The following is a 17741-nucleotide window of genomic DNA, read 5'->3' on the forward strand; positions in this document are numbered from 1 at the left end:
CCACCGGCCCGCGCCAGCGCGCCGCCGCCCGCGCCGCATCGCCGGCCAGACGATCGCGATCCCCGTACAGGGCGACGCGCACCGGCCAGCCCGCCTCCTCCAGCCGGCGCGCGACCACGAATCCGTCGCCCCCGTTGTTGCCGGGCCCGCACAGCACGACCGTCGGGCAGGGACGGAAGTGGCGCCGGATCGCGCGCGCGACCGCCCGGCCGGCGTGCTCCATCAGCGCCATGCCGGGCATCCCGCCGGCGATCGCTGCGGCATCCGCGCGCGCCATCTCGGCGACGGTCAGCAGTTCGGGACCGCTCGCAACGCTTGACGGAGGCATCCGGTTGGTTCCTTCATAAAGGCGAAACTAGCCAGGCAGACGGTCCTGCGCGCAGAACGGGAGGAGAAAAATCATGGCAGGCAAGCCGGAGCGGGGGCTCGACGAACTCTACCGCGACGATCCCGAGCGGGCCGACGCGGTCGTCTTCGGTCGTCGTGGCGCGCTCAAGGGGGCATCCCTCGCGGCGATGGGCGCCGCCGTCGGCGCCGCCATCCCGTTCGCCGACCGCATGCCGTCGGGTCTGGTTCCGGCCGCGCTCGCGCAGGGCGCCCAGGGTCCCAAGATGTTCACCTTCGAAGGCAAGGAGGCGATGATCGATCTCGGCCAGCGCCCGCTGGTGCTGGAGGCGCCCGAGACCCTGCTCGACGACGAGGTGACCCCCGCGAGCAAGTTCTTCATCCGCAACAACGGCACGCCGCCCGAGCCGCCTTCCGATCCGAAGGCGTGGAGGATCCGCATCGACGGCGAGGTGAACACGCCCCTCGAACTGACCGTCGGCGAGCTCGAGACCCGCTTCCCGCTGGTCACGTACCAGCTCCAGATGGAGTGCGGCGGCAACGGCCGCGGCTTCTTCGTGCCCGAGACCCGCGGCAACCAGTGGGGCAACGGCGCGATCAGCAACGGATCCTGGACCGGCGTGCGGCTGGCCGACGTCCTGCGCGCCGCCGGGCTGAAGGAGAGCGCCAAGCACGTCGCCGGCTACGGTGCGGACATCCATCTTTCGGGCGATCCGAACCGCGTCGTCATCAGCCGCGCGACGCCGATCGAGAAGTGCCTCGAGCCGCACACCCTGATCGCGCTGCGGCTGAACGGCGAGCCGATCCCGCACATCCATGGCGCGCCCGTGCGCACGATCGTGCCGGGCTGGCCCGGCAGCCTGAGCCAGAAGTGGCTGACCCGGCTGTGGGTGCGCGACCGCGAGCATGACGGCCCCGGCATGGGCGGCACCTCGTACCGCGTGCCGGTGACGCCGATCGTGCCCGGCTCGCGCGACGACGGCCGGACCTTCCGCGACATCCACTCGATGTGGGTGCGCTCCGTGCTGACCAATGTCGCGAACGGCGCCCGCTTCCCGGCCGGTACGCGCGAGATCCCGGTCCGCGGCGCGGCCTGGGCCGGGGAGGAGACGGTCTCGGCCGTGCACGTGTCGGTGGATTTCGGCGCCACTTGGACGGCGATGGAGGTGAAGCCCCCCGCCAACAAGTACGCCTGGCAGCGCTGGTCCGGCAAGGTGACCCTGCCCTCGGACGGATATTTCGAGATCTGGTACCGCGCCACCGACAGCCGCGGCCGGATGCAGCCGCACGCCGCGGCGAACTGGAACCCCCAGGGCTACGGCGCCAACCCGATCAGCCGCGCCGCGATCCTGGTCGGCTGACGGAGGCCGGGCCGGTGAAGGGACTGATCGCATCCGTCGCGGCGGCTCTGATCGCCGGCCCCCTCGCCGTCGCCGCCACAGCGACCGCGGCGGATGAGGAGACGCCCGAGATCCTGGCACCCGGCGAAGGGCGCGAGGAGACGTTCTACTACTGCATCGCCTGCCACAACACCGCGCTGATCCGCCGCTCCGGCTTCACCCGCCAGCAGTGGGACGAGCTGATGGACTGGATGAGCGAGAAGCACGGGATGAACCCGCTCGAGGGCGAGCTGCGGGAGACTATCGTCAACTACCTCGCCGAGGCCTATCCGCCGCGTCGTCAGCGCCCCCCCGCCTTCGCCAATCCTTTCGCGCGCGACTGATACCCGGCCGACAGAGGTTCGACCTTTGCCGGCCGGGCATCAGGCCTTGGTTCTGCGCGCGGCCGCCCCTTGAGCCCCGCGCGCCATACCCTCCGCACAAAGGTCAAACCCTTGTGCTCCGGGTATGACCTGGCGTCCGCCGCCGGCTCTTGCCTGCGGCCGCGCGCGCGGCAGACTGGGGCGATGCACGTGATCGTCCTCGGCGCCGGCGTGGTCGGCGTCGCCGCCGCCTGGTACCTGCGCGAGGCGGGCCTGCAGGTCACCGTGATCGAGGCGCGCGAGGGGCCGGGGCTGGAGACGAGCTTCGCCAATGGCGGGCATCTCTCGGCCGCCTCCGGCCCCTGGGCGGCCCCGGACGTGCCGGGCAAGCTGATCCGCTGGATCGGCCGCGAGGACGCGCCGCTCTTGCTGCGCCTGCGCTGGGACCCCGCCCTGATCCGCTGGGGCCTGCGCTTCCTCGCCAACTGCACGGCCTCGGCCCATGCCGCGAACACCGCGGCGATCGGCGCGCTCTGCCGGCTCTCGGCGGCCGAGACCGTGGCGCTGCGCGACCGGCTCGGCATCGCCGACGAGACGAACCGTGCGGGCGTGCTCACCCTCTACACGACCGAGGCGGAGCTCGCCGGCGCGGCGGACAAGCGCACCCGGCTCGCCGAGGCCGGGATCGCCGCCGAGCTGGTCGATCGCGCCGGCATCGCGCGTCTCGAGCCGGCGCTGGAGCAGGCCGCGCCGCGCTACCTCGGCGGGCTGTTCGCCGCCGACACCGAGACCTCGGACTGCCATCTGTTCACGGCGGGCCTCGCCGATCACGCCGCGCGCGCCGGCGTGGCGTTCCGCTACGGCGCGCGCGCGGTCGCGATCGCGGTCGAGGCGGGCCGTGCGCGCGGCGTTGCGCTCGCGGGGGGCGAGACGGTCGCGGCCGATGCGGTGGTGCTCGCTTCCGGGTCCTGGTCGCCGCTGCTCGCCAGGAGCGTCGGGCTCGGCCTGCCGGTCTATCCCGGGAAGGGGTATTCCGTGACCGTGCCGATCGCCGGACGCAATGGCGCGCCGCGCATCGCGGTGGTGGACGAGCACGCCAAGCTCTACGTGGCGCGCTTCGCCGACCGGCTGCGCGTCGCCGGGACGCTCGAGCTCGCCGGCTGGGACAAGACGCCCTCGGCCGCGCGCCAGGCCGCCACGCTCGCCAAGATGCGCGCCCTCTTCCCCGAGGGCGGCGACTATGCGCGCGCCGTCCATTGGACCGGGCTGCGCCCGATGACACCGGACGGGCGGCCGCTCCTCGGCGCCACACCGATCGCCGGGCTGTGGCTCGACACCGGCCACGGTCCGCTCGGCTGGACCATGGCCTGCGGGTCGGGGCGGCTGGTCGCGGAGCTGATCACCGGCCGGACGCCGTCGCTCGACCCTGCCGCCTACGCGCTGGCGCGGTTCTGACCTTCCGCGGCGCCGAGCAGGCGCGATAGCCTGCTCCGATGGTCGCGGTCGTCATCACGGTTGCACAGCAGAAGGGCGGCGCCGGCAAGACCACGCTGGTGGCGCAGCTCGCCGCCGCGCTGGCCGCCGGCCGGCGCGTGGCGATCCTCGACATCGACCCGCAGGCGAGTCTCACGCGCTGGCACGCGGCGCGGAAGACCGCGCTGAAGGCGGCCGCCGCCGGCCTGACGTTCGCGGATACCGCCGGCTGGCGGCTCGGCGCCGAGATCGAACGGCTGAAGGACACCCACGACGTGGTGCTGATCGACTCGCCGCCGCACGCCGAGACCGAAGCCAGGCTCGCGCTGCGCGCCTCCGATCTCGTGCTCGTGCCTCTGCAGCCGAGCCCGCTCGATCTCTGGGCGAGCCGGCCCACGCTCGATCTCGCCGCGGCCGAGAGGCGCGAGGCGCGGGTGGTGCTGAACCGCGCACCGGCACGCGGCCGGCTGCTCGAGGCCACGCGCGCCGCGCTCGCGCGCGAGGGCGCGCCGCTGATCGAGGCGCCGATCGGCAACCGCACCGCCTTCGCCATGGCGATGGCGGCCGGGCTCGGGGTGACCGAGAGCGCGCCCAGGGGCCTCGCCGCCCAGGAGATCCGCGCGCTCGCCGCCGCGCTCAAGCCCTGGATCGGAGACGGCGCATGACCGTGACGCTGCTGTTCGTGCTGCACCTGCTCGCCGCGATCCTGTGGGTCGGCGGGATGGCGTTCGCGATCTGGGTGCTGCGGCCGAGCCTCGCCGTGCTCGAGCCGGCGCAGCGCCTCGCCCTCCATGCCCAGGTGTTCCGCCGCTTCTTCCTCATCGTCTGGCACGCCATGCCGATCGCCCTGCTGACCGGCTGGGCCATGCTGTTCGGCTGGTATGGCGGGTTCCGGGGCGCGGGCTGGCACGTGCACCTGATGAACCTCACCGGCGCGGTCATGGGCGGCGTGTTCGTCGTGATCTGGTTCGGCCCCTATGCGCGGTTCCGTCGCGCGATGGCGGCGGGAAACGGGCCGCAGGCGGCGCAGGCGGTGCAGCACATCCGCGCGCTGATCACCACCAATCTCGTGCTCGGGCTGGTCACGAGTGCCGTCGCGGGACTCGGCCGCTGGGGGATCTGATACCCTCCGCACAAAGGCTCGACCTTTGTGCGGAGGGTATCGCGCGCGGGGCTGGTGGGGCGGCCGCGCGCGAACATGACCCCGTACCAGCCCGCCGAAGGTCAAGCCTTCGGCGGGCTGGTATGAGGGAGGCAGAGATGGCGCACCAGGGTATCTCACACTGGTTGCCGCCCTGTTCGCCAGCCCGGCCGTCGCGCAGGGCCTGCCGGGCGATCGGTGCAGGGACGGATCATTGCCGAGCGCTGCTGTGCGTCCTGCCACGTGGCCTCGTCCCGGCCGGCGGGTCCCGTGGGTGACGGCGCGACGCCGTTCCGGAGGATCGCCGACCGGACCGCGACGACCGCGCCGTCGCTGCGCGCCTTCCTCGCGAGTCCGCACGGGCAGATGCCGGACCTCAACCTGACGCGGGCGGAGATGGACGACCGGATCTCCCAGAGCGGTTCCCACACGCGTGGAAACCGCTCCGACCTGTCCTTGCGAGCATCTTCACGCATACGGCCGATTCCAGCCGCATGCCATCTGCTCTACATCCTGAGCCTGCGCCGACCCTGACGCGCCTCAGGCGGCGCGCCGGCGCACGACCTCCCGGTGCAGGATGTAGAGGCCCGAGGCCACCAGCACGGCGACACCGGCGAGCATGGTCGGCGCCGGCCGCTCGTCCCACACCGCCAGCCCGATCAGCGAGGTCCACAGGATCCCCGTGTACTCGAACGGCGCCACCAGCGTGGTCTCGCCGCGCCGATAGGCCTCGGTCATCAGCATCTGCGCGAGCGTGCTGACGAGCCCCACCCCGACCAGCGCGAGGAGCTGCGGCAGCGTCGGCGTCACCCAGGCGAACAGCGTCATCGCGCCCGCGAGCACTGCTCCGCCGATCGAGAACCAGGCGACGATCACCACGTTGCTCTCACCGAGTTCGCCCATGCGCCGGATCGCGATCATCGCGACCGCCCAACAGACCGCACCCGCGACCACCACCAGGGCCGGTGCGAGCGCGATCGCGCCTGCGCCCGGGCGCAGGATCAGCAGCACGCCGAGGAAGCCCACCACCACCGCGGCCCAGCGCCGGATGCCGACCCGTTCGCCGAGCAGGGGGATCGAGAGCGCCGTCAGGAACAGCGGCATCGTGAAGCCGAGCGCCGTGACCTCGGCGAGCGGCAGGGTGGCGTAGCCGTAGAACGAGCTGAACATGCCGCCGAATCCGGCGAGCGTGCGCAGCACGTGCCAGCCCGGCCGACGCGTGGCCAGGACCGCCACCCCGCCCGCGCGCCGGATCATCGGCGCGAGCGCGATCAGCGCGACGAAGGAGCGGAAGAACACGATCTGCACGGTCGGAACCGCATCCGCCACCCACTTCACCAGCGCCGAGGCGACCGCGAAGGCTGCCGCCGCACCGATCACGCTCGCGATCGCGCGGGCGCGCCGCCGGCGCAGTGCGGCATCCTCGGACTCGTCGTCGCGCTGGGTCACGGTGTCGGGCAGGTCCTCGCGGCCAGCCTAGCCCGCCCCCCCTGGCCGGGCCAGCGCGCAACGGCTAGGGTCCCGACCCCATGGCCGAACTCGGCATTCCCCATCATCCCGCCGTCGCGATCGAGGCGATCGAGACCGTCTGGCGCGGGCGCACCGCGCTGCAGCGCATCCGCTTCACCCGTGCCGGGTTCGGCGGCCGCCGCATCGGCCCCGCCACCTGGGAGGTGCTGCGGCGCGGCCGCGCCGTCGCCGTGCTGCCCTACGATCCGCGCGCCGACCGCGTGGTTCTGATCGAGCAGTTCCGCCTGCCCGCGCTCGCCGCCGGCATGGAGCCGGTGCTGATCGAGGCTGCGGCAGGGCTGGTCGACGACGCCGAGGACGAGGAGACGGCGGCGCGGCGCGAGACGGCGGAGGAGACCGGGCTCGCGGTCTCGACGCTCGAACCGGTCGGGCGGTTCCTGCTCACCCCCGGCGTGGCGGACGAGACGATCGCGCTCTATCTCGCCCGCGTGACCGCGCCCGAGGCCGGCGGCGACGGCATCGCCGGCCATGCCGGGCTCGATCACGAGCATGAGGACATCCGGGTCCTGGTGGTGCCGGCCGAGACGGCCTTCGCGTGGCTCGACGAGGGGCGGATCGTCAACGCGACCACCGCGCTCGCGCTCCACGCGCTGCGGGGCCGGCGGCAGGAACTGAGGCGACGCTGGCGATGACCACCGAACCGCTGTTCCGCGAGGACGCGTATCTGCGCGAGGCGACGGCCACCGTGATCGCGGCCGGGCCGGACGGCATCGTGTTCGACCGCACGGTCTTCTACGCCGCATCGGGCGGTCAGCCGGGCGATACCGGCCAGATCCGGCGCGCCGACGGCAGCACGCTCGCGGTCGCCGACACGGTCAAGGGCGCTGACGGGGCGATCCTGCACCGCCTTGCCGACGGGGCCGCGCTGCCGGCGATCGGCGAGACCGTCACCGCCGCGATCGACTGGGATCGGCGGCACCGGCTGATGCGCATGCACACCGCCCTGCACCTGCTCTGCGCGCTGATCCCGGGCGCGGCCGTCACCGGCGGGGCGATCGGCGACGGCAAGGGCCGGCTCGACTTCGACCTGCCCGAGGCGCCGGCGAAGGAGGCGCTCACCGCCGGCCTCGCCGCACTGATCGCCGCCGACCATCCGGTGACCACGGAATGGATCAGCGAGGCGGCGCTCGACGCCAATCCCGGGCTCGTCCGCACGCTCTCGGTGAAGCCGCCGCGCGGCGCGGGGCGGGTGCGCCTGGTGCGGATCGGCGCGGGCGACCCGCCGGTCGATCTGCAGCCCTGCGGCGGCACGCATGTCCGCTCCACCGGCGAGATCGGGCGGATCGCGATCGCCAAGGTCGAGAACAAGGGCCGGCAGAACCGGCGCATCGCGCTCGTGCTGGAGGGCTGAGGCATGGAGGATCGCGGCTACGCCAACCCCGAGGCGCTGGTCACGGTCGAGGAGCTCGCCGCCGTGCTCGGCGCGCCCGACCTCGCCGTGATCGACATCACCAAGTACCTGCCGAACGAGGACAGGGACGGGTTCGCCGAGTACCGCCGCGCCCACATCCCCGGCGCGCGCTATCTCGACATCGACGCGGTCGCCGACCGCTCGACCCGTCTGCCGCACATGCTGCCCCCGCCGGCCGAGTTCGCCGCGGCGATGGAGGCGCTCGGGATCGCCAACGCCACCCGCGTGGTGTTCTACGACCAGAAGGGGATGAGCTCGGCCGCGCGCGGCTGGTGGATGATGCGCGCCTTCGGCCATGACCGCGCGGCGGTGCTGGACGGCGGGCTGCCGGCCTGGATCGCCGCCGGTCACGCGACCGAGGCGGGCGACCCGCAGCCCGCGCCGGCGACGGTCTACGCCCCCGCCTTCCGCCCCTGGCTGGTGAAGGACATTCGCGACGTGCTCGGCAACGTCACCGAGCCGCACGCCGTGCTGGTGGATGCGCGTCCGGCCGCGCGCTTCCGCGGCGAGGCGCCCGAGCCGCGCCCCGGGATGCGCAGCGGCCATGTGCCGGGCAGCACCAACCTGCCGCATGCCGCGCTGCTGAACGCCGATGCGACCTTCCGTCCTGCCGCCGAACTGCGCGCGCTGCTCAGGGAGGCAGGCGTGGACGGCACCCGCCCCGCGATCGCCGCCTGCGGCTCGGGTGTCACCGCCTGCGCCATCGCCCTCGCCGCCCATCTCGCCGGCCTGCCCGACGTCGCCGTCTATGACGGGTCCTGGGCGGAGTGGGGCGGCCGCGGCGACACGCCCGTTGTCACCGGCTGAACGGGAGAGCACGACGCATGCCCGACGACGCGCGCCAGGCCGGCGCCAGCCACGGCTTCCGCACCCGCATGAGCCATGCCGGCCGCCCCGGCACCAAGGCGCACGGCTTCGTCAACCCGCCCGTGCACCGCGGCTCGACGGTGCTGTTCGCCCGCTGCGCCGACCGGATCGCCTCCGCCTCGAAACGCTTCGATCAGGCGCTGACCTACGGCACCCAGGGTGGACCGAACCATCACGCGCTCGAGGACGTCATCTGCGAGATCGAAGGGGGCAGGCGCTGCCAGATCGTCGGCACCGGCCTGGCCGCGATCACCGTGCCGCTGCTGGCCTACCTCAAGGCGGGCGATCACCTGCTGCTGCCGGACAGCGTCTATGGCCCCGCGCGCACCTTCGCCGACACCCAGCTCACCCGCATGGGGGTGGAGACCACCTACTACGATCCGTGCGTGGACGAGGCGGGGATGGCCGCGCTGATCCAGCCCAACACGCGCGTGGTCTACACCGAGAGCCCGGGCAGCCACACCTTCGAGGTGCAGGACGTCCCCGCGATCGCCCGCGCCGCGCATGCGAGGGGCGCCAAGGTGCTGATGGACAACACCTGGGGCATCCATCACTTCCGCCCCTTCCAGCACGGCGTGGACGTCTCGATCCAGGCGCTCACCAAGTACGTGGTCGGCCATTCCGACGTGCTGCTGGGCAGCATCACGGTGGCGAGCGAGGAGGACTGGATCGCGGTGCGCACGACCGCGCTCGCGCACGGCCATTACGCGAGCCCCGACGATTGCTGGCTCGCGCTGCGCGGGGTGCGCACCATGCCGGTGCGTCTCGCCGCCCAGCAGGAGGCCGGGCTCGCGGTCGCGCGGTGGTTCGCGGCCCGCCCCGAGGTGCTGCGCGTGCTCCATCCCGCCCTGCCCGGCGCGCCCGGCCATGCGCTCTGGAAGCGCGACTTCACCGGCGCCTGCTCGCTGTTCGGTGTCGTGTTCCGCCCCGACTACTCGATCGAGGCGACGCACGCCTTCGTCGATGCGCTGAGCCTGTTCGGCATCGGTGCCTCCTGGGGCGGCTACGAGAGCCTCGCCTTGCCGACCACGGGCTTCATCAAGCGCACCGCGACCAGCGGAGACCTCGGGGGGCCGGCCGTGCGCTTCCATATCGGGCTCGAGGACGTGGACGACCTGATCGCCGATCTCGAACGCGGCATGGCCGCGCTCGTCGCCCATCGCGACGGGGCGGAGGCGTCGAAGTAGTGGCGCTCAGCCGCGCGCGCAGTCGCGGCAGGTGCCCTCCACCTCCACGGTCATCCGCCCGGGCGTGAAGCCCGCATGCGCCGCGGCCTTTGCCAGCGCGGCACGCACCGAGGCATCCTCCAGTTCCTGGACATGGCCGCAGCGTCCGCAGATCAGGAACTGCACCGTGTGGGCATGGTCGTGATGGTCGTGCCCCTCGGTCGCGCTGCGGCAGCCGACGAAGGCATTGAGCCGCTCGACCTTGTGGACGAAGCCGTGCTCGAGCAGGAAGTCGAGCGCGCGATACACGGTCGGCGGCGCCGCGCCGCTGCGGCTCTCCTTCAGCCGGTCGAGCAGCGCATAGGCGCCGATCGGCTGCGGGCTCTCCAGCACCAGCCCCAGCACCTGCCGGCGCAGGGGGGTCAGCCGCGCGCCATGCGCCGCACAGGCGGCATCCGCCGCGTCCAGCATCGCCTCGATCCGCCGGGAAAATCCGCCCTGCCGCATCCGTCCCGCCTGGTCGGTTGCTCCGCACGCCATCGGTTATAAAGTAACAGGTTCCAGCCCGGAGGTCAGCCGCGTGGCAGAACCCTACGCACCGCCGCCGCCCGCCGCCCGCGAGGCGCTGATCGCGGCGATCCGCTTCGACGAACGCGGCCTCGTGCCGGCCGTGGCACAGGATGCCCGATCGGGCGAGGTGCTGATGCTCGCCTGGATGAATCGCGAGGCGGTGGCCGAGACGCTGGCCACCGGCCGTGCCTGCTACTTCTCGCGCAGCCGCGGTGCGCTCTGGCGCAAGGGCGAGACGTCGGGGCAGGTGCAGACGCTGGTCGATCTGCGCATCGACTGCGATGGCGACACGGTGCTGCTGCTCGTGCACCAGCACGGGGTCGCGTGCCACACCGGCCGGCGCTCCTGCTTCTTCACCGCGATCCGCGACGGGGCGGTCGCAACCGTCCTCGCGCCCGAGGCGGACCCCCGAGCGCTCTACGGAGGGCGCGGCGGATGAACGCGATCCCGGTCACCGTGCTCACCGGCTTCCTGGGCGCCGGCAAGACCACGCTGCTCAACCGGCTCCTGCGCCGGGCGGAGCTCGCCCGCACCGCCGTGCTGATCAACGAGTTCGGCGAGATCGGGCTCGATCACCTGCTGGTCGAGCGCGTCGAGGGCGATGTGGTGCTGCTCGCCTCCGGCTGCCTCTGCTGCACGGTGCGTGGCGAGCTGGTCGAGAGCCTGAACCGGCTCGCGGTGCAGCGGCAGGGCGGCGCGCTCGACTTCGACCGCGTCGTGATCGAGACCACCGGCTTGGCCGACCCGGCGCCGATCCTGCACACGCTGATGGGCGATCCGGGGGTGCTGCGCCACTACCGGCTGGACGGGATCGTCACCGTGGTCGACGCGGTGAACGGCATGGCGACCCTCGACGCCCAGGCCGAGAGCGTGAAGCAGGTCGCGGTCGCCGACCGGCTGGTGCTGAGCAAGACCGATCTTGCCGCACCGGAAGGGGTGGCGGCGCTCAGCGCGCGGCTCGCACGGCTCAACCCGGCCGCACCGCTGATCATCGCGAGCATGGGCGAGGTCGATCCCGCGCGGCTGTTCCACGCGGGGCTATTCGATCCCGCGCGCAGGATCCCCGATGTCGCCGCCTGGCTGAACGCCGAGGCCTACCAGGCGCAGCACCACCACGACCACGATCACGATCACGATCACGATCATGGCCACGACCACCATCGCGCGCATGGCCAGGACCCGCACGACGTCAACCGTCACGACGCGCGCATCCGCGCCTTCTGCCTGACCTTCGAGGAGCCGCTGCACTGGCAGGCGGTGGCGACCTGGCTCGAGATGCTGATCGTCACGCGCGGCGAGTCCCTGCTCCGGGTGAAGGGCGTGCTGGACGTGATCGGCCAGGACCGGCCGATCGCGATCCATGGCGTGCAGCACCTGTTCCACCCGCCGGCGCCGCTGCCCGCCTGGCCCGAGGGCGAGAGGCGCCGCTCGCGCCTCGTCTTCATCGTGCGCGACCTCGACCGCACGGTGATCGAGGAGGGCCTGCGCGCCTTCCAGGGCGCGGCGGAGCAGGAGGAGGCGACCCGCCACGCCGGTTGACCGGATCGGCGGCACGGAACCGCGCGCCCCGTCATGCAGGCTTCACGGTGCCGTCATCCCGGCGTCACGGCCCGCCGCCATGGTGGAGGCAGCCAGATCGGGAGAAGGAGAGCCTTCATGCTGCGACGCACCCTGCTCGCGACCCTGCTGGCTGCCGCCGCGTTCCCGGCAGCCGCGCAGACCCAGACGATCACGCTGGCGGTGACCGATGTCGAGGGCCTCGAGGCGCTCCAGCGCGAATGGGGCCCCTTCGTCGCCGCCTTCGAGAAGGCCTCCGGCATCGCCATGCGGTTCTTCCCGGTGAACAGCCGCACCGCGGCCGTCGAGGCGATGAATGCCAAGCGGGTCGACTTCGTGCTGACCGGCCCAGCGGAGTATGTGGTGTTCCGGGCCCGGACCAACGCCGTGCCGGTCGTCGGTTTCTCGCGGCCTGACTACTACGGCAACATCGTCGTGCTTGCCGACAGCGACTACCATCTGCCGGCCGACCTCAAGGGCAAGAAGGTCGCGTTCGGCTCGGTCGGCTCGACCAGCCGGCACCTCGCGCCGATGCAGGTGCTGGCCGACCAGGGGGTCGACCCGCGCCGCGACATCCAGCCGGTGCACCTGTCGGTGCCGGTGCAGATCGAGAGCCTGAAGCGCGGCGACGTCGCCGCCGCGGGTTTGAACCGCACCGATCTGATGCGGATGCGCGAGCGCGAGAAGGACACGGCGTTCCGCGTCATCGCGCGCGGCCGCGATCTGCCCGACGACGTGCTGATCGCCGGTTCCCATGTCCCCCAGGAGATCGTGGCGAAGGTGCGCGAGACCTTCGTTGCGCATTCCGACGCGCTGATCGCCGCGATCGTCGCGGTCGAGGCGAACCGCAAGTACGAGGGCATGCGCTTCATCGGCCGCATCAAGGACAGCGACTTCAACTACGTCCGATCGATGTACCGCACGATCGGCCAGGCGCAGTTCAGCGAGTTCCCGGGCAATTGACGGCCGTCGTCCTTGACGGCGCGGCGACGCGGCCCGCGGCCGCGTCGACCGCCGGCCCTGCCGAGATCGCCGCCGATGGGCTGGTGAAGCGCTTCGGCAGGACTGCGGTGCTGGACGGGGTGTCGCTCTCCGTCCGCCGCGGCGAGCGGGTTGCGCTGATCGGCGCGAACGGCGCAGGCAAGTCCACGCTGCTCCGCTGCCTCGTCCGGCTGGTCGAGCCCGACGAGGGCCACACGCTGCTGCTCGGCGAGCCGGTGGGACGGCTCGGCAGGCGGGCGCTCACGCGGCTGCGCCGGCGGGTGGGCTTCGTCTTCCAGCGCCACAACCTCGTGCCGCGGCAGTCGGTGCTGACCAATGTCGTGCATGGCGCGCTCGGGCGCGCCGGGCTCTTGGCGGTGCACCAGGCGGTCGCGCCGGCAGCGCTGCGCGCGGAGGCGGTCGCCTGCCTCGACCGCGTCGGGCTCGCGGCACTCGCCCGCCAGCGCGCGGATACCCTGTCGGGCGGGCAGAGCCAGCGGGTGGCGATCGCACGCGCGCTGATGCAGCGGCCCGAGGTGATGCTGGCTGACGAACCGGTGGCAAGCCTCGATCCCGCCGCGGGCGAGGAGGTGATGGCGCTGTTCGCGACGCTGACCCGGCAGGCGGGGGTGACCCTGCTGTTCACCACCCATACCATGACGCACGCGATCGCCTATGCCGACCGTGTGGTCGGGCTGCGCGGCGGCCGTATCGTGCTCGACGCGCCGGCGCATCCCGGCCTCGCGCCCGTGCTGGAGCGGTTCTTCGAGTGAAGTCGCACGATGACTGAGGGGGCGGTCGCACGCGCGCCGGCACGCTTCGAACGGCCGGGCATGGGCGGCTTCATCGCCTGGGTGTGCATGCTCGCCCTCGTGATCGCGAGCCTGCGCGGCGTCGGCTTCTCGCCGGGCCGCTTCGTCGAAGGGCTGCCGGCGATGGCCGCCTTTGCCGCCAATCTCTTCCCGCCAAGCACCGAGCGGCTGGCGCCGATCCTCGCCGCCCTCGCCGAAACCTTCATGATGGCGGTCGCCGGGACGGCCATCGGCGCCACGCTCTCATTGCCGCTCGCCGTCCTGGCGGTGCGCCGATTCTCACCGCACGCCTCGGTCGCGCTGGCGGTGCGGGGGCTGATCAGCCTGTTCCGCACCGTGCCGGACCTCGTCTGGGCGCTGTTCTTCGTCGTGACCGTCGGACTCGGGCCCTTCGCCGGCACGCTGGCGCTGGTCGTCGACACGATCGGCTTCTGCGGCCGCTTCTTCGCCGAGGCGATGGAGGAGGCGGATCGTGGCCCGCAGGAGGCGCTTGCCGCGCTCGGTGCCGGGCGGAGCGCGATCGTCGTCTCGGCCGTGCTGCCGGCGGCTGTCCCGACGATGATCGGCACCACGCTGTTCTCGCTGGAGAAGGCGACGCGATCCTCGGTCGTGCTCGGCCTGGTCGGCGCGGGCGGGATCGGCATGGAACTCGAGGTCGCGATGAGTTTCTTCAACTATCCAGAGGCGGCAACGATCATCCTGGCGATCTTCGCCCTCGTGCTCGCCGTGGAACAGGCGAGCCAGGCGCTGAGGCTGCGCATCATCGCCTGAGCGCGGCGCGGTTGCGCGCCAGGGCGGCAGAGCCTAAGCCTGCCTCCATGACCGCCCTGCGCTTGACCACCGTCACGGGCGAGGCGCTGCGCCCGCATCTCGCCGATGTCGCGCGGCTGCGCATCGCCGTGTTCCGCGAGTGGCCCTATCTCTACGACGGCGACGCGGCCTACGAGGAACGCTATCTCGGCCGCTACGCCACCGCTCCCGGTGCGGCGATCGTGCTCGCCTTCGACGGTGACCGTGCGGTCGGCGCCTCCACCTGCCTGCCGCTGGCGGAGGAGGGCGAGGCGGTGCAGGCGCCGTTCCGCGCCGCCGGCTGGGATCTCGGCCGCGTGTTCTACTTCGGCGAGTCGGTGCTGCTGCCCGAGTATCGCGGCCGCGGCGCCGGCGTGGGGTTCTTCGTCGAGCGCGAGGCCCATGCGCGCCGCTTTCCCGGCATCGACACCGCCGCCTTCTGCGCCGTCATGCGCGACCCGGCCGATCCGCGCAGGCCCGCGGGCTATGTGCCGCTCGACGCATTCTGGCGCAGGCGCGGCTACGTGCCTGCGCCCGACCTCGTCTGCACCATGAGCTGGAAGGAGATCGGCGCGGCGGAGGAGACGCCGCATGAACTCGCCTTCTGGCTCAAGCGCCTCCCGCCGGAGGCGGCGTGATGCGGCTCGCCGCCCTCGCCTGGAAGATCGAGCGCACACCCTCGGTCGCGGCCTTCGCCGACCGGCTCGATCGCACCCTCGCCGAGGTCGCGGCGCGCGGCGCCGAACTCGTGCTGTTGCCGGAATACGCTCCGGTGGAGGTCGGCGCGGCGCGGGCGGCCGGACGCGGCGCGCGCGCCGAGGTGGCGGAGGCGGCCGCGCTCGCGCCTGCGCTCGAGGACGCGATGGCGGCACTCGCCGCGCGCCACGGCGTCTGGCTGCTCGGCGGCTCGCTGCCGGCCGAGGAGGACGGGCGGCTGGTGAACCGCGCCACCCTCTTCGCGCCCGACCGGCGGCGCGCGGTGCAGCGCAAGTGCACGATGACGCGCTTCGAGGCCGAGGAATGGGGGGTCGCGGCGAGCGGCCCGCCGCAGGTCGTCGAGACGCCCTGGGGGCGGATCGGTGTGGCCATCTGCTACGACGCCGAGTTCCCGCCGATCGTGCGCGCCATGACGCGCGCCGGCGCCTGGCTGGTGCTGGTGCCGGCCTGCACCGACACCGAGGCCGGCGCGACGCGCGTGACAATCTCCGCCCGCGCGCGCGCGATCGAGAACCAGGGAGTCGTCGCGGTCGCGCCGACCGTGGGCGACGCGCCCTGGTGCGAGAGCCTCGACACGAACCGCGGCCGCGCCGGCATCTACGGCCCGGCCGATCGCGGCTTCCCGGCCGACGGCATCCTCGCCGAAGGACCGGCCGACACGCCGGGCGCGGTGATCGCCGCGCTCGATCCGGCCGCGATCGCCGCGGTGCGCGAGCACGGCGCGGTGCGCAACCATCGCGACTGGCCGGCCGAGCCGGTCGCCTGCGCCGTCGTCGTGCCGGCCGCGCCGGTGCCGGCATGATCGATCGCGACCTCGTGCTCAGCGCCACCGCGGCGCTGATCGCCGCGCCGAGCGAGAACCCGCCCGACGATACGCGCGCCGCCGCCGAGGCCGCCACGCGGTTCCTCGCCGCGATCCCCGGCGCCGCCGTGACGCAGCACACGCGGCACGAGCCGGTGCGCAACGTGGTCGCCGTGCTGCGCGGCGCACGGCCCGGCAGGCGCGTGGTGCTGTCCGGCCATCTCGACACCTTCCCCGCCGGCGATCCGGCGCGCTGGTCGGTGCCGCCCTTCGCCGCGACCATCCGCGGCGACCGGCTCTACGGCCGGGGTGCGGCCGACATGAAGGGCGGCATCGCCGCCGCGATCGCGGTGATGGCCGCGGCGGCCGAACGGGCGGACTTCGCCGGCGAGCTCGTGCTGGCCCTCGCCGGCGACGAGGAGAGCATGGGCACCGCCGGCACGCAGTTCCTGCTCGACACCGTGCCGGCGGTGCGCGGCGATGTCGCGATCGTGCCGGATGCGGGCAGCCCGGCGGTGATCCGCTTCGGCGAGAAGGGAATGGTGTGGCTCGATCTCGCCGCGGAAGGAAAGGCCGCGCATGGCGCGCATGTGCATCGCGGCGAGAACGCGGCCGAGCGCCTGATCGAGGCGGTGCGCCGCGTCCTCGCGCTGCGCGACCGTGCCGTGGACGTTCCGCAGCCGATCCGCGACGCGGTCGCCGCCGCCCGCCCCGTCAGCGAGAAGCTCGGCGGCGCCGGCGAGGCCGAGACCCTGACGCGCATCACGGCCAATCTCGGCACGCTCGCCGCGGGGATCTCGCCCAATCTCGTGCCGGACAGCGCGACCGCGGGCCTCGACCTCCGCCTCCCGCCGGGAACGTGCACGGCCGAGCTGATCGACGCCGCGCGCGCCGCGCTCGCCGACCTGCCGGGGGTGACGATGCGCGTGCGCGTCGCCTGGGAGCCGACCGTGACCGATCCCGCGCATCCGCTGTTCGCCGCGCTGCGCCGCGCCGCCGCCGCCGCCCTCGGCGCGGAGCCGGTGCTGAACCTGCGCGTGGGCGCCTCGGATGCGCGGCTGTTCCGCCTCGCCGGCATCCCGACCGCCGTGTTCGGCCCCACGCCCTACGGCATGGGCGGGCCCGACGAATACGTGCTGATCCCGGAACTCCTCGCGGTCGCCGAGGCGCTCGCGGCGGCCGTGCGCGACCTGCTCGCCGGATGACGCTGCTCTACCTCGTCGCCGGCGAGGCCTCCGGCGACGTGCTCGGCGGCCGGCTGATGGCGGCGCTGCGCACGCGCCGGCCCGACCTCGCCTTCGCCGGCATCGGCGGGCCGCGCATGGCGGAACAGGGACTCGTCTCGCTCTTCCCGATGGAGGAGCTGTCGCTGATGGGACTCGCCGAGGTGCTGCCGAGGTTGCGCGGGCTTGCCCGCCGCCTGGCCGAGGCGGAGGCCGACGTGCTGGCGCGCCGTCCCGCGGCGCTGGTGACGATCGATGCGCCCTCGTTCACGCTCAGGCTCGCCGCGCGCGTGCGCCCGAAGGGCATGCGCGTGATCCACTACGTCGCACCGCAGGTCTGGGCCTGGCGGCAGGGGCGCGTGCGCAGGATCGCGCGCCGGATCGACCGGCTGCTGGCACTCCTGCCCTTCGAGCCGCCCTTCTTCGAGGCCGCCGGCATCCCGACCAGCTTCGTCGGCCATCCGGTGCTCGAGAGCGGCGCGGATCGCGGCAACGCCGCGCGCTTCCGCACCACGCACGGGATCGCGCCGGAGACGCGGCTGCTCGCCGTGATGCCGGGCAGCCGCGGCGGCGAGCTCGCGCGCCACCTGCCGGTCTTCGCGCGCGCGGTCGGGCTGCTGCGCGACCGTCTCGGCGGGCGGATCGTCATGAGCGT

Annotated in this window: 22 protein-coding genes; 19 read left to right on the forward strand and 3 right to left on the reverse strand. The window is 73.3% G+C overall.

What is annotated here, in order from left to right:
* The coding region (locus FK498_RS10720; RefSeq protein WP_304598713.1) for an NAD(P)H-hydrate epimerase at nucleotides 1-328 on the reverse strand (328 nt) is incomplete at its 3' end.
* 73 nt (nucleotides 329-401) lie between these two features.
* On the opposite strand from FK498_RS10720, the gene FK498_RS10725 reads away from it, so the two are divergent.
* The 6 genes from FK498_RS10725 (at nucleotide 402) to FK498_RS10750 (ending at nucleotide 5195) form a co-directional block, all read left to right on the forward strand.
* On the forward strand, nucleotides 402-1706 hold the full coding sequence (locus FK498_RS10725; protein WP_141854377.1) for a sulfite oxidase: 1305 nt from the start codon (nucleotides 402-404) through the stop codon (nucleotides 1704-1706).
* Between the two features lie 14 nt (nucleotides 1707-1720).
* Nucleotides 1721-2068 (forward strand): hypothetical protein, encoded by a 348-nt coding sequence (locus FK498_RS10730; RefSeq protein WP_141854379.1) that lies wholly within the window; start codon nucleotides 1721-1723, stop codon nucleotides 2066-2068.
* Nucleotides 2069-2179: 111 nt separating this feature from the next.
* Nucleotides 2180-3502 (forward strand): D-amino acid dehydrogenase, encoded by a 1323-nt coding sequence (locus FK498_RS10735; protein WP_370510894.1) that lies wholly within the window; start codon nucleotides 2180-2182, stop codon nucleotides 3500-3502.
* A gap of 38 nt (nucleotides 3503-3540) precedes the next feature.
* Nucleotides 3541-4185 (forward strand): ParA family partition ATPase, encoded by a 645-nt coding sequence (gene parA, locus FK498_RS10740; protein ID WP_141854383.1) that lies wholly within the window; start codon nucleotides 3541-3543, stop codon nucleotides 4183-4185.
* Complete coding sequence (locus FK498_RS10745) at nucleotides 4182-4643, forward strand: CopD family protein (protein WP_141854385.1); 462 nt, start codon at nucleotides 4182-4184, stop codon at nucleotides 4641-4643. The genes parA and FK498_RS10745 overlap by 4 nt, the downstream gene beginning before the upstream one ends.
* A 288-nt stretch (nucleotides 4644-4931) precedes the next feature.
* A complete protein-coding gene (locus tag FK498_RS10750) occupies nucleotides 4932-5195 on the forward strand; it encodes a hypothetical protein (RefSeq protein WP_141854387.1) in 264 nt (87 codons plus the stop codon).
* A gap of 6 nt (nucleotides 5196-5201) precedes the next feature.
* Here the strand turns inward: FK498_RS10750 and FK498_RS10755 are convergent, their stop codons facing one another.
* Nucleotides 5202-6110: a DMT family transporter gene (locus tag FK498_RS10755; RefSeq protein WP_141854389.1), complete on the reverse strand. Its 909-nt coding sequence runs from the start codon at nucleotides 6108-6110 to the stop codon at nucleotides 5202-5204.
* Between the two features lie 80 nt (nucleotides 6111-6190).
* Between FK498_RS10755 and FK498_RS10760 the strand changes: the two genes are divergently transcribed.
* From FK498_RS10760 to metC, 4 genes are read left to right on the forward strand one after another with little or no spacing between them, the layout of a single operon-like run.
* Nucleotides 6191-6823, forward strand: a complete 633-nt coding sequence (locus FK498_RS10760) for an NUDIX domain-containing protein (RefSeq protein ID WP_141854391.1) — start codon at nucleotides 6191-6193, stop codon at nucleotides 6821-6823.
* Nucleotides 6820-7542, forward strand: coding sequence for an alanyl-tRNA editing protein (locus FK498_RS10765; protein ID WP_141854393.1), 723 nt, complete (start codon nucleotides 6820-6822; stop codon nucleotides 7540-7542). Before FK498_RS10760 ends, FK498_RS10765 begins: the two co-directional genes overlap by 4 nt.
* Nucleotides 7543-7545: 3 nt before the next feature.
* The gene (sseA, locus tag FK498_RS10770; protein ID WP_141854395.1) at nucleotides 7546-8409 is read left to right on the forward strand and encodes a 3-mercaptopyruvate sulfurtransferase; all 864 of its coding nucleotides are present in this window, start codon (nucleotides 7546-7548) and stop codon (nucleotides 8407-8409) included.
* A gap of 17 nt (nucleotides 8410-8426) precedes the next feature.
* Nucleotides 8427-9656: a cystathionine beta-lyase gene (gene metC / locus FK498_RS10775; protein WP_141854397.1), complete on the forward strand. Its 1230-nt coding sequence runs from the start codon at nucleotides 8427-8429 to the stop codon at nucleotides 9654-9656.
* A 6-nt stretch (nucleotides 9657-9662) separates the two neighbouring features.
* On the opposite strand, the gene FK498_RS10780 is transcribed toward metC, so the two are convergent.
* Complete coding sequence (locus FK498_RS10780; RefSeq protein ID WP_370510895.1) at nucleotides 9663-10106, reverse strand: transcriptional repressor; 444 nt, start codon at nucleotides 10104-10106, stop codon at nucleotides 9663-9665.
* 109 nt (nucleotides 10107-10215) lie between these two features.
* On the opposite strand from FK498_RS10780, the gene hisI reads away from it, so the two are divergent.
* The 9 genes from hisI to FK498_RS10825 form a co-directional block, all read left to right on the forward strand.
* Nucleotides 10216-10644, forward strand: coding sequence for a phosphoribosyl-AMP cyclohydrolase (gene hisI, locus FK498_RS10785; RefSeq protein WP_141854401.1), 429 nt, complete (start codon nucleotides 10216-10218; stop codon nucleotides 10642-10644).
* A complete protein-coding gene (locus FK498_RS10790) occupies nucleotides 10641-11744 on the forward strand; it encodes a GTP-binding protein (RefSeq protein WP_141854403.1) in 1104 nt (367 codons plus the stop codon). Before hisI ends, FK498_RS10790 begins: the two co-directional genes overlap by 4 nt.
* A gap of 117 nt (nucleotides 11745-11861) precedes the next feature.
* Entirely contained in the window at nucleotides 11862-12725 is an 864-nt protein-coding gene (locus tag FK498_RS10795) for a phosphate/phosphite/phosphonate ABC transporter substrate-binding protein (protein ID WP_141854405.1), read from the forward strand.
* Nucleotides 12722-13516, forward strand: a complete 795-nt coding sequence (locus FK498_RS10800) for a phosphonate ABC transporter ATP-binding protein (RefSeq protein WP_141854407.1) — start codon at nucleotides 12722-12724, stop codon at nucleotides 13514-13516. Before FK498_RS10795 ends, FK498_RS10800 begins: the two co-directional genes overlap by 4 nt.
* A gap of 9 nt (nucleotides 13517-13525) precedes the next feature.
* Entirely contained in the window at nucleotides 13526-14326 is an 801-nt protein-coding gene (gene phnE / locus FK498_RS10805) for a phosphonate ABC transporter, permease protein PhnE (RefSeq protein WP_141854409.1), read from the forward strand.
* Nucleotides 14327-14373: 47 nt separating this feature from the next.
* A complete protein-coding gene (locus FK498_RS10810; protein ID WP_141854411.1) occupies nucleotides 14374-14982 on the forward strand; it encodes a GNAT family N-acetyltransferase in 609 nt (202 codons plus the stop codon).
* Complete coding sequence (locus tag FK498_RS10815) at nucleotides 14982-15863, forward strand: carbon-nitrogen hydrolase family protein (RefSeq protein WP_141854413.1); 882 nt, start codon at nucleotides 14982-14984, stop codon at nucleotides 15861-15863. The genes FK498_RS10810 and FK498_RS10815 overlap by 1 nt, the downstream gene beginning before the upstream one ends.
* On the forward strand, nucleotides 15860-17068 hold the full coding sequence (locus FK498_RS10820) for a M20/M25/M40 family metallo-hydrolase (RefSeq protein WP_141854415.1): 1209 nt from the start codon (nucleotides 15860-15862) through the stop codon (nucleotides 17066-17068). Before FK498_RS10815 ends, FK498_RS10820 begins: the two co-directional genes overlap by 4 nt.
* Nucleotides 17065-17741 (forward strand): lipid-A-disaccharide synthase (locus FK498_RS10825; protein ID WP_370510896.1); only part of this gene is annotated, 677 nt, incomplete at its 3' end. The genes FK498_RS10820 and FK498_RS10825, both read left to right, overlap by 4 nt.

It is taken from the genome of Elioraea sp. Yellowstone, from assembly GCF_006704265.1.
Taxonomy (GTDB): domain Bacteria; phylum Pseudomonadota; class Alphaproteobacteria; order Acetobacterales; family Acetobacteraceae; genus Elioraea.

Excerpts from the sequence above, each read along its gene's own strand:
- FK498_RS10725 (WP_141854377.1), top strand. The coding sequence starts at position 402 with ATGGCAGGCAAGCCGGAGCGGGGGCTCGACGAACTCTACCGCGACGAT.
- parA (WP_141854383.1), top strand. The coding sequence starts at position 3,541 with ATGGTCGCGGTCGTCATCACGGTTGCACAGCAGAAGGGCGGCGCCGGC.
- FK498_RS10745 (WP_141854385.1), top strand. The coding sequence starts at position 4,182 with ATGACCGTGACGCTGCTGTTCGTGCTGCACCTGCTCGCCGCGATCCTG.
- FK498_RS10760 (WP_141854391.1), top strand. The coding sequence starts at position 6,191 with ATGGCCGAACTCGGCATTCCCCATCATCCCGCCGTCGCGATCGAGGCG.
- FK498_RS10765 (WP_141854393.1), top strand. The coding sequence starts at position 6,820 with ATGACCACCGAACCGCTGTTCCGCGAGGACGCGTATCTGCGCGAGGCG.
- sseA (WP_141854395.1), top strand. The coding sequence starts at position 7,546 with ATGGAGGATCGCGGCTACGCCAACCCCGAGGCGCTGGTCACGGTCGAG.
- metC (WP_141854397.1), top strand. The coding sequence starts at position 8,427 with ATGCCCGACGACGCGCGCCAGGCCGGCGCCAGCCACGGCTTCCGCACC.
- FK498_RS10780 (WP_370510895.1), bottom strand. The coding sequence starts at position 10,106 with ATGCTGGACGCGGCGGATGCCGCCTGTGCGGCGCATGGCGCGCGGCTG.
- FK498_RS10790 (WP_141854403.1), top strand. The coding sequence starts at position 10,641 with ATGAACGCGATCCCGGTCACCGTGCTCACCGGCTTCCTGGGCGCCGGC.
- FK498_RS10795 (WP_141854405.1), top strand. The coding sequence starts at position 11,862 with ATGCTGCGACGCACCCTGCTCGCGACCCTGCTGGCTGCCGCCGCGTTC.
- phnE (WP_141854409.1), top strand. The coding sequence starts at position 13,526 with ATGACTGAGGGGGCGGTCGCACGCGCGCCGGCACGCTTCGAACGGCCG.
- FK498_RS10810 (WP_141854411.1), top strand. The coding sequence starts at position 14,374 with ATGACCGCCCTGCGCTTGACCACCGTCACGGGCGAGGCGCTGCGCCCG.
- FK498_RS10815 (WP_141854413.1), top strand. The coding sequence starts at position 14,982 with ATGCGGCTCGCCGCCCTCGCCTGGAAGATCGAGCGCACACCCTCGGTC.
- FK498_RS10820 (WP_141854415.1), top strand. The coding sequence starts at position 15,860 with ATGATCGATCGCGACCTCGTGCTCAGCGCCACCGCGGCGCTGATCGCC.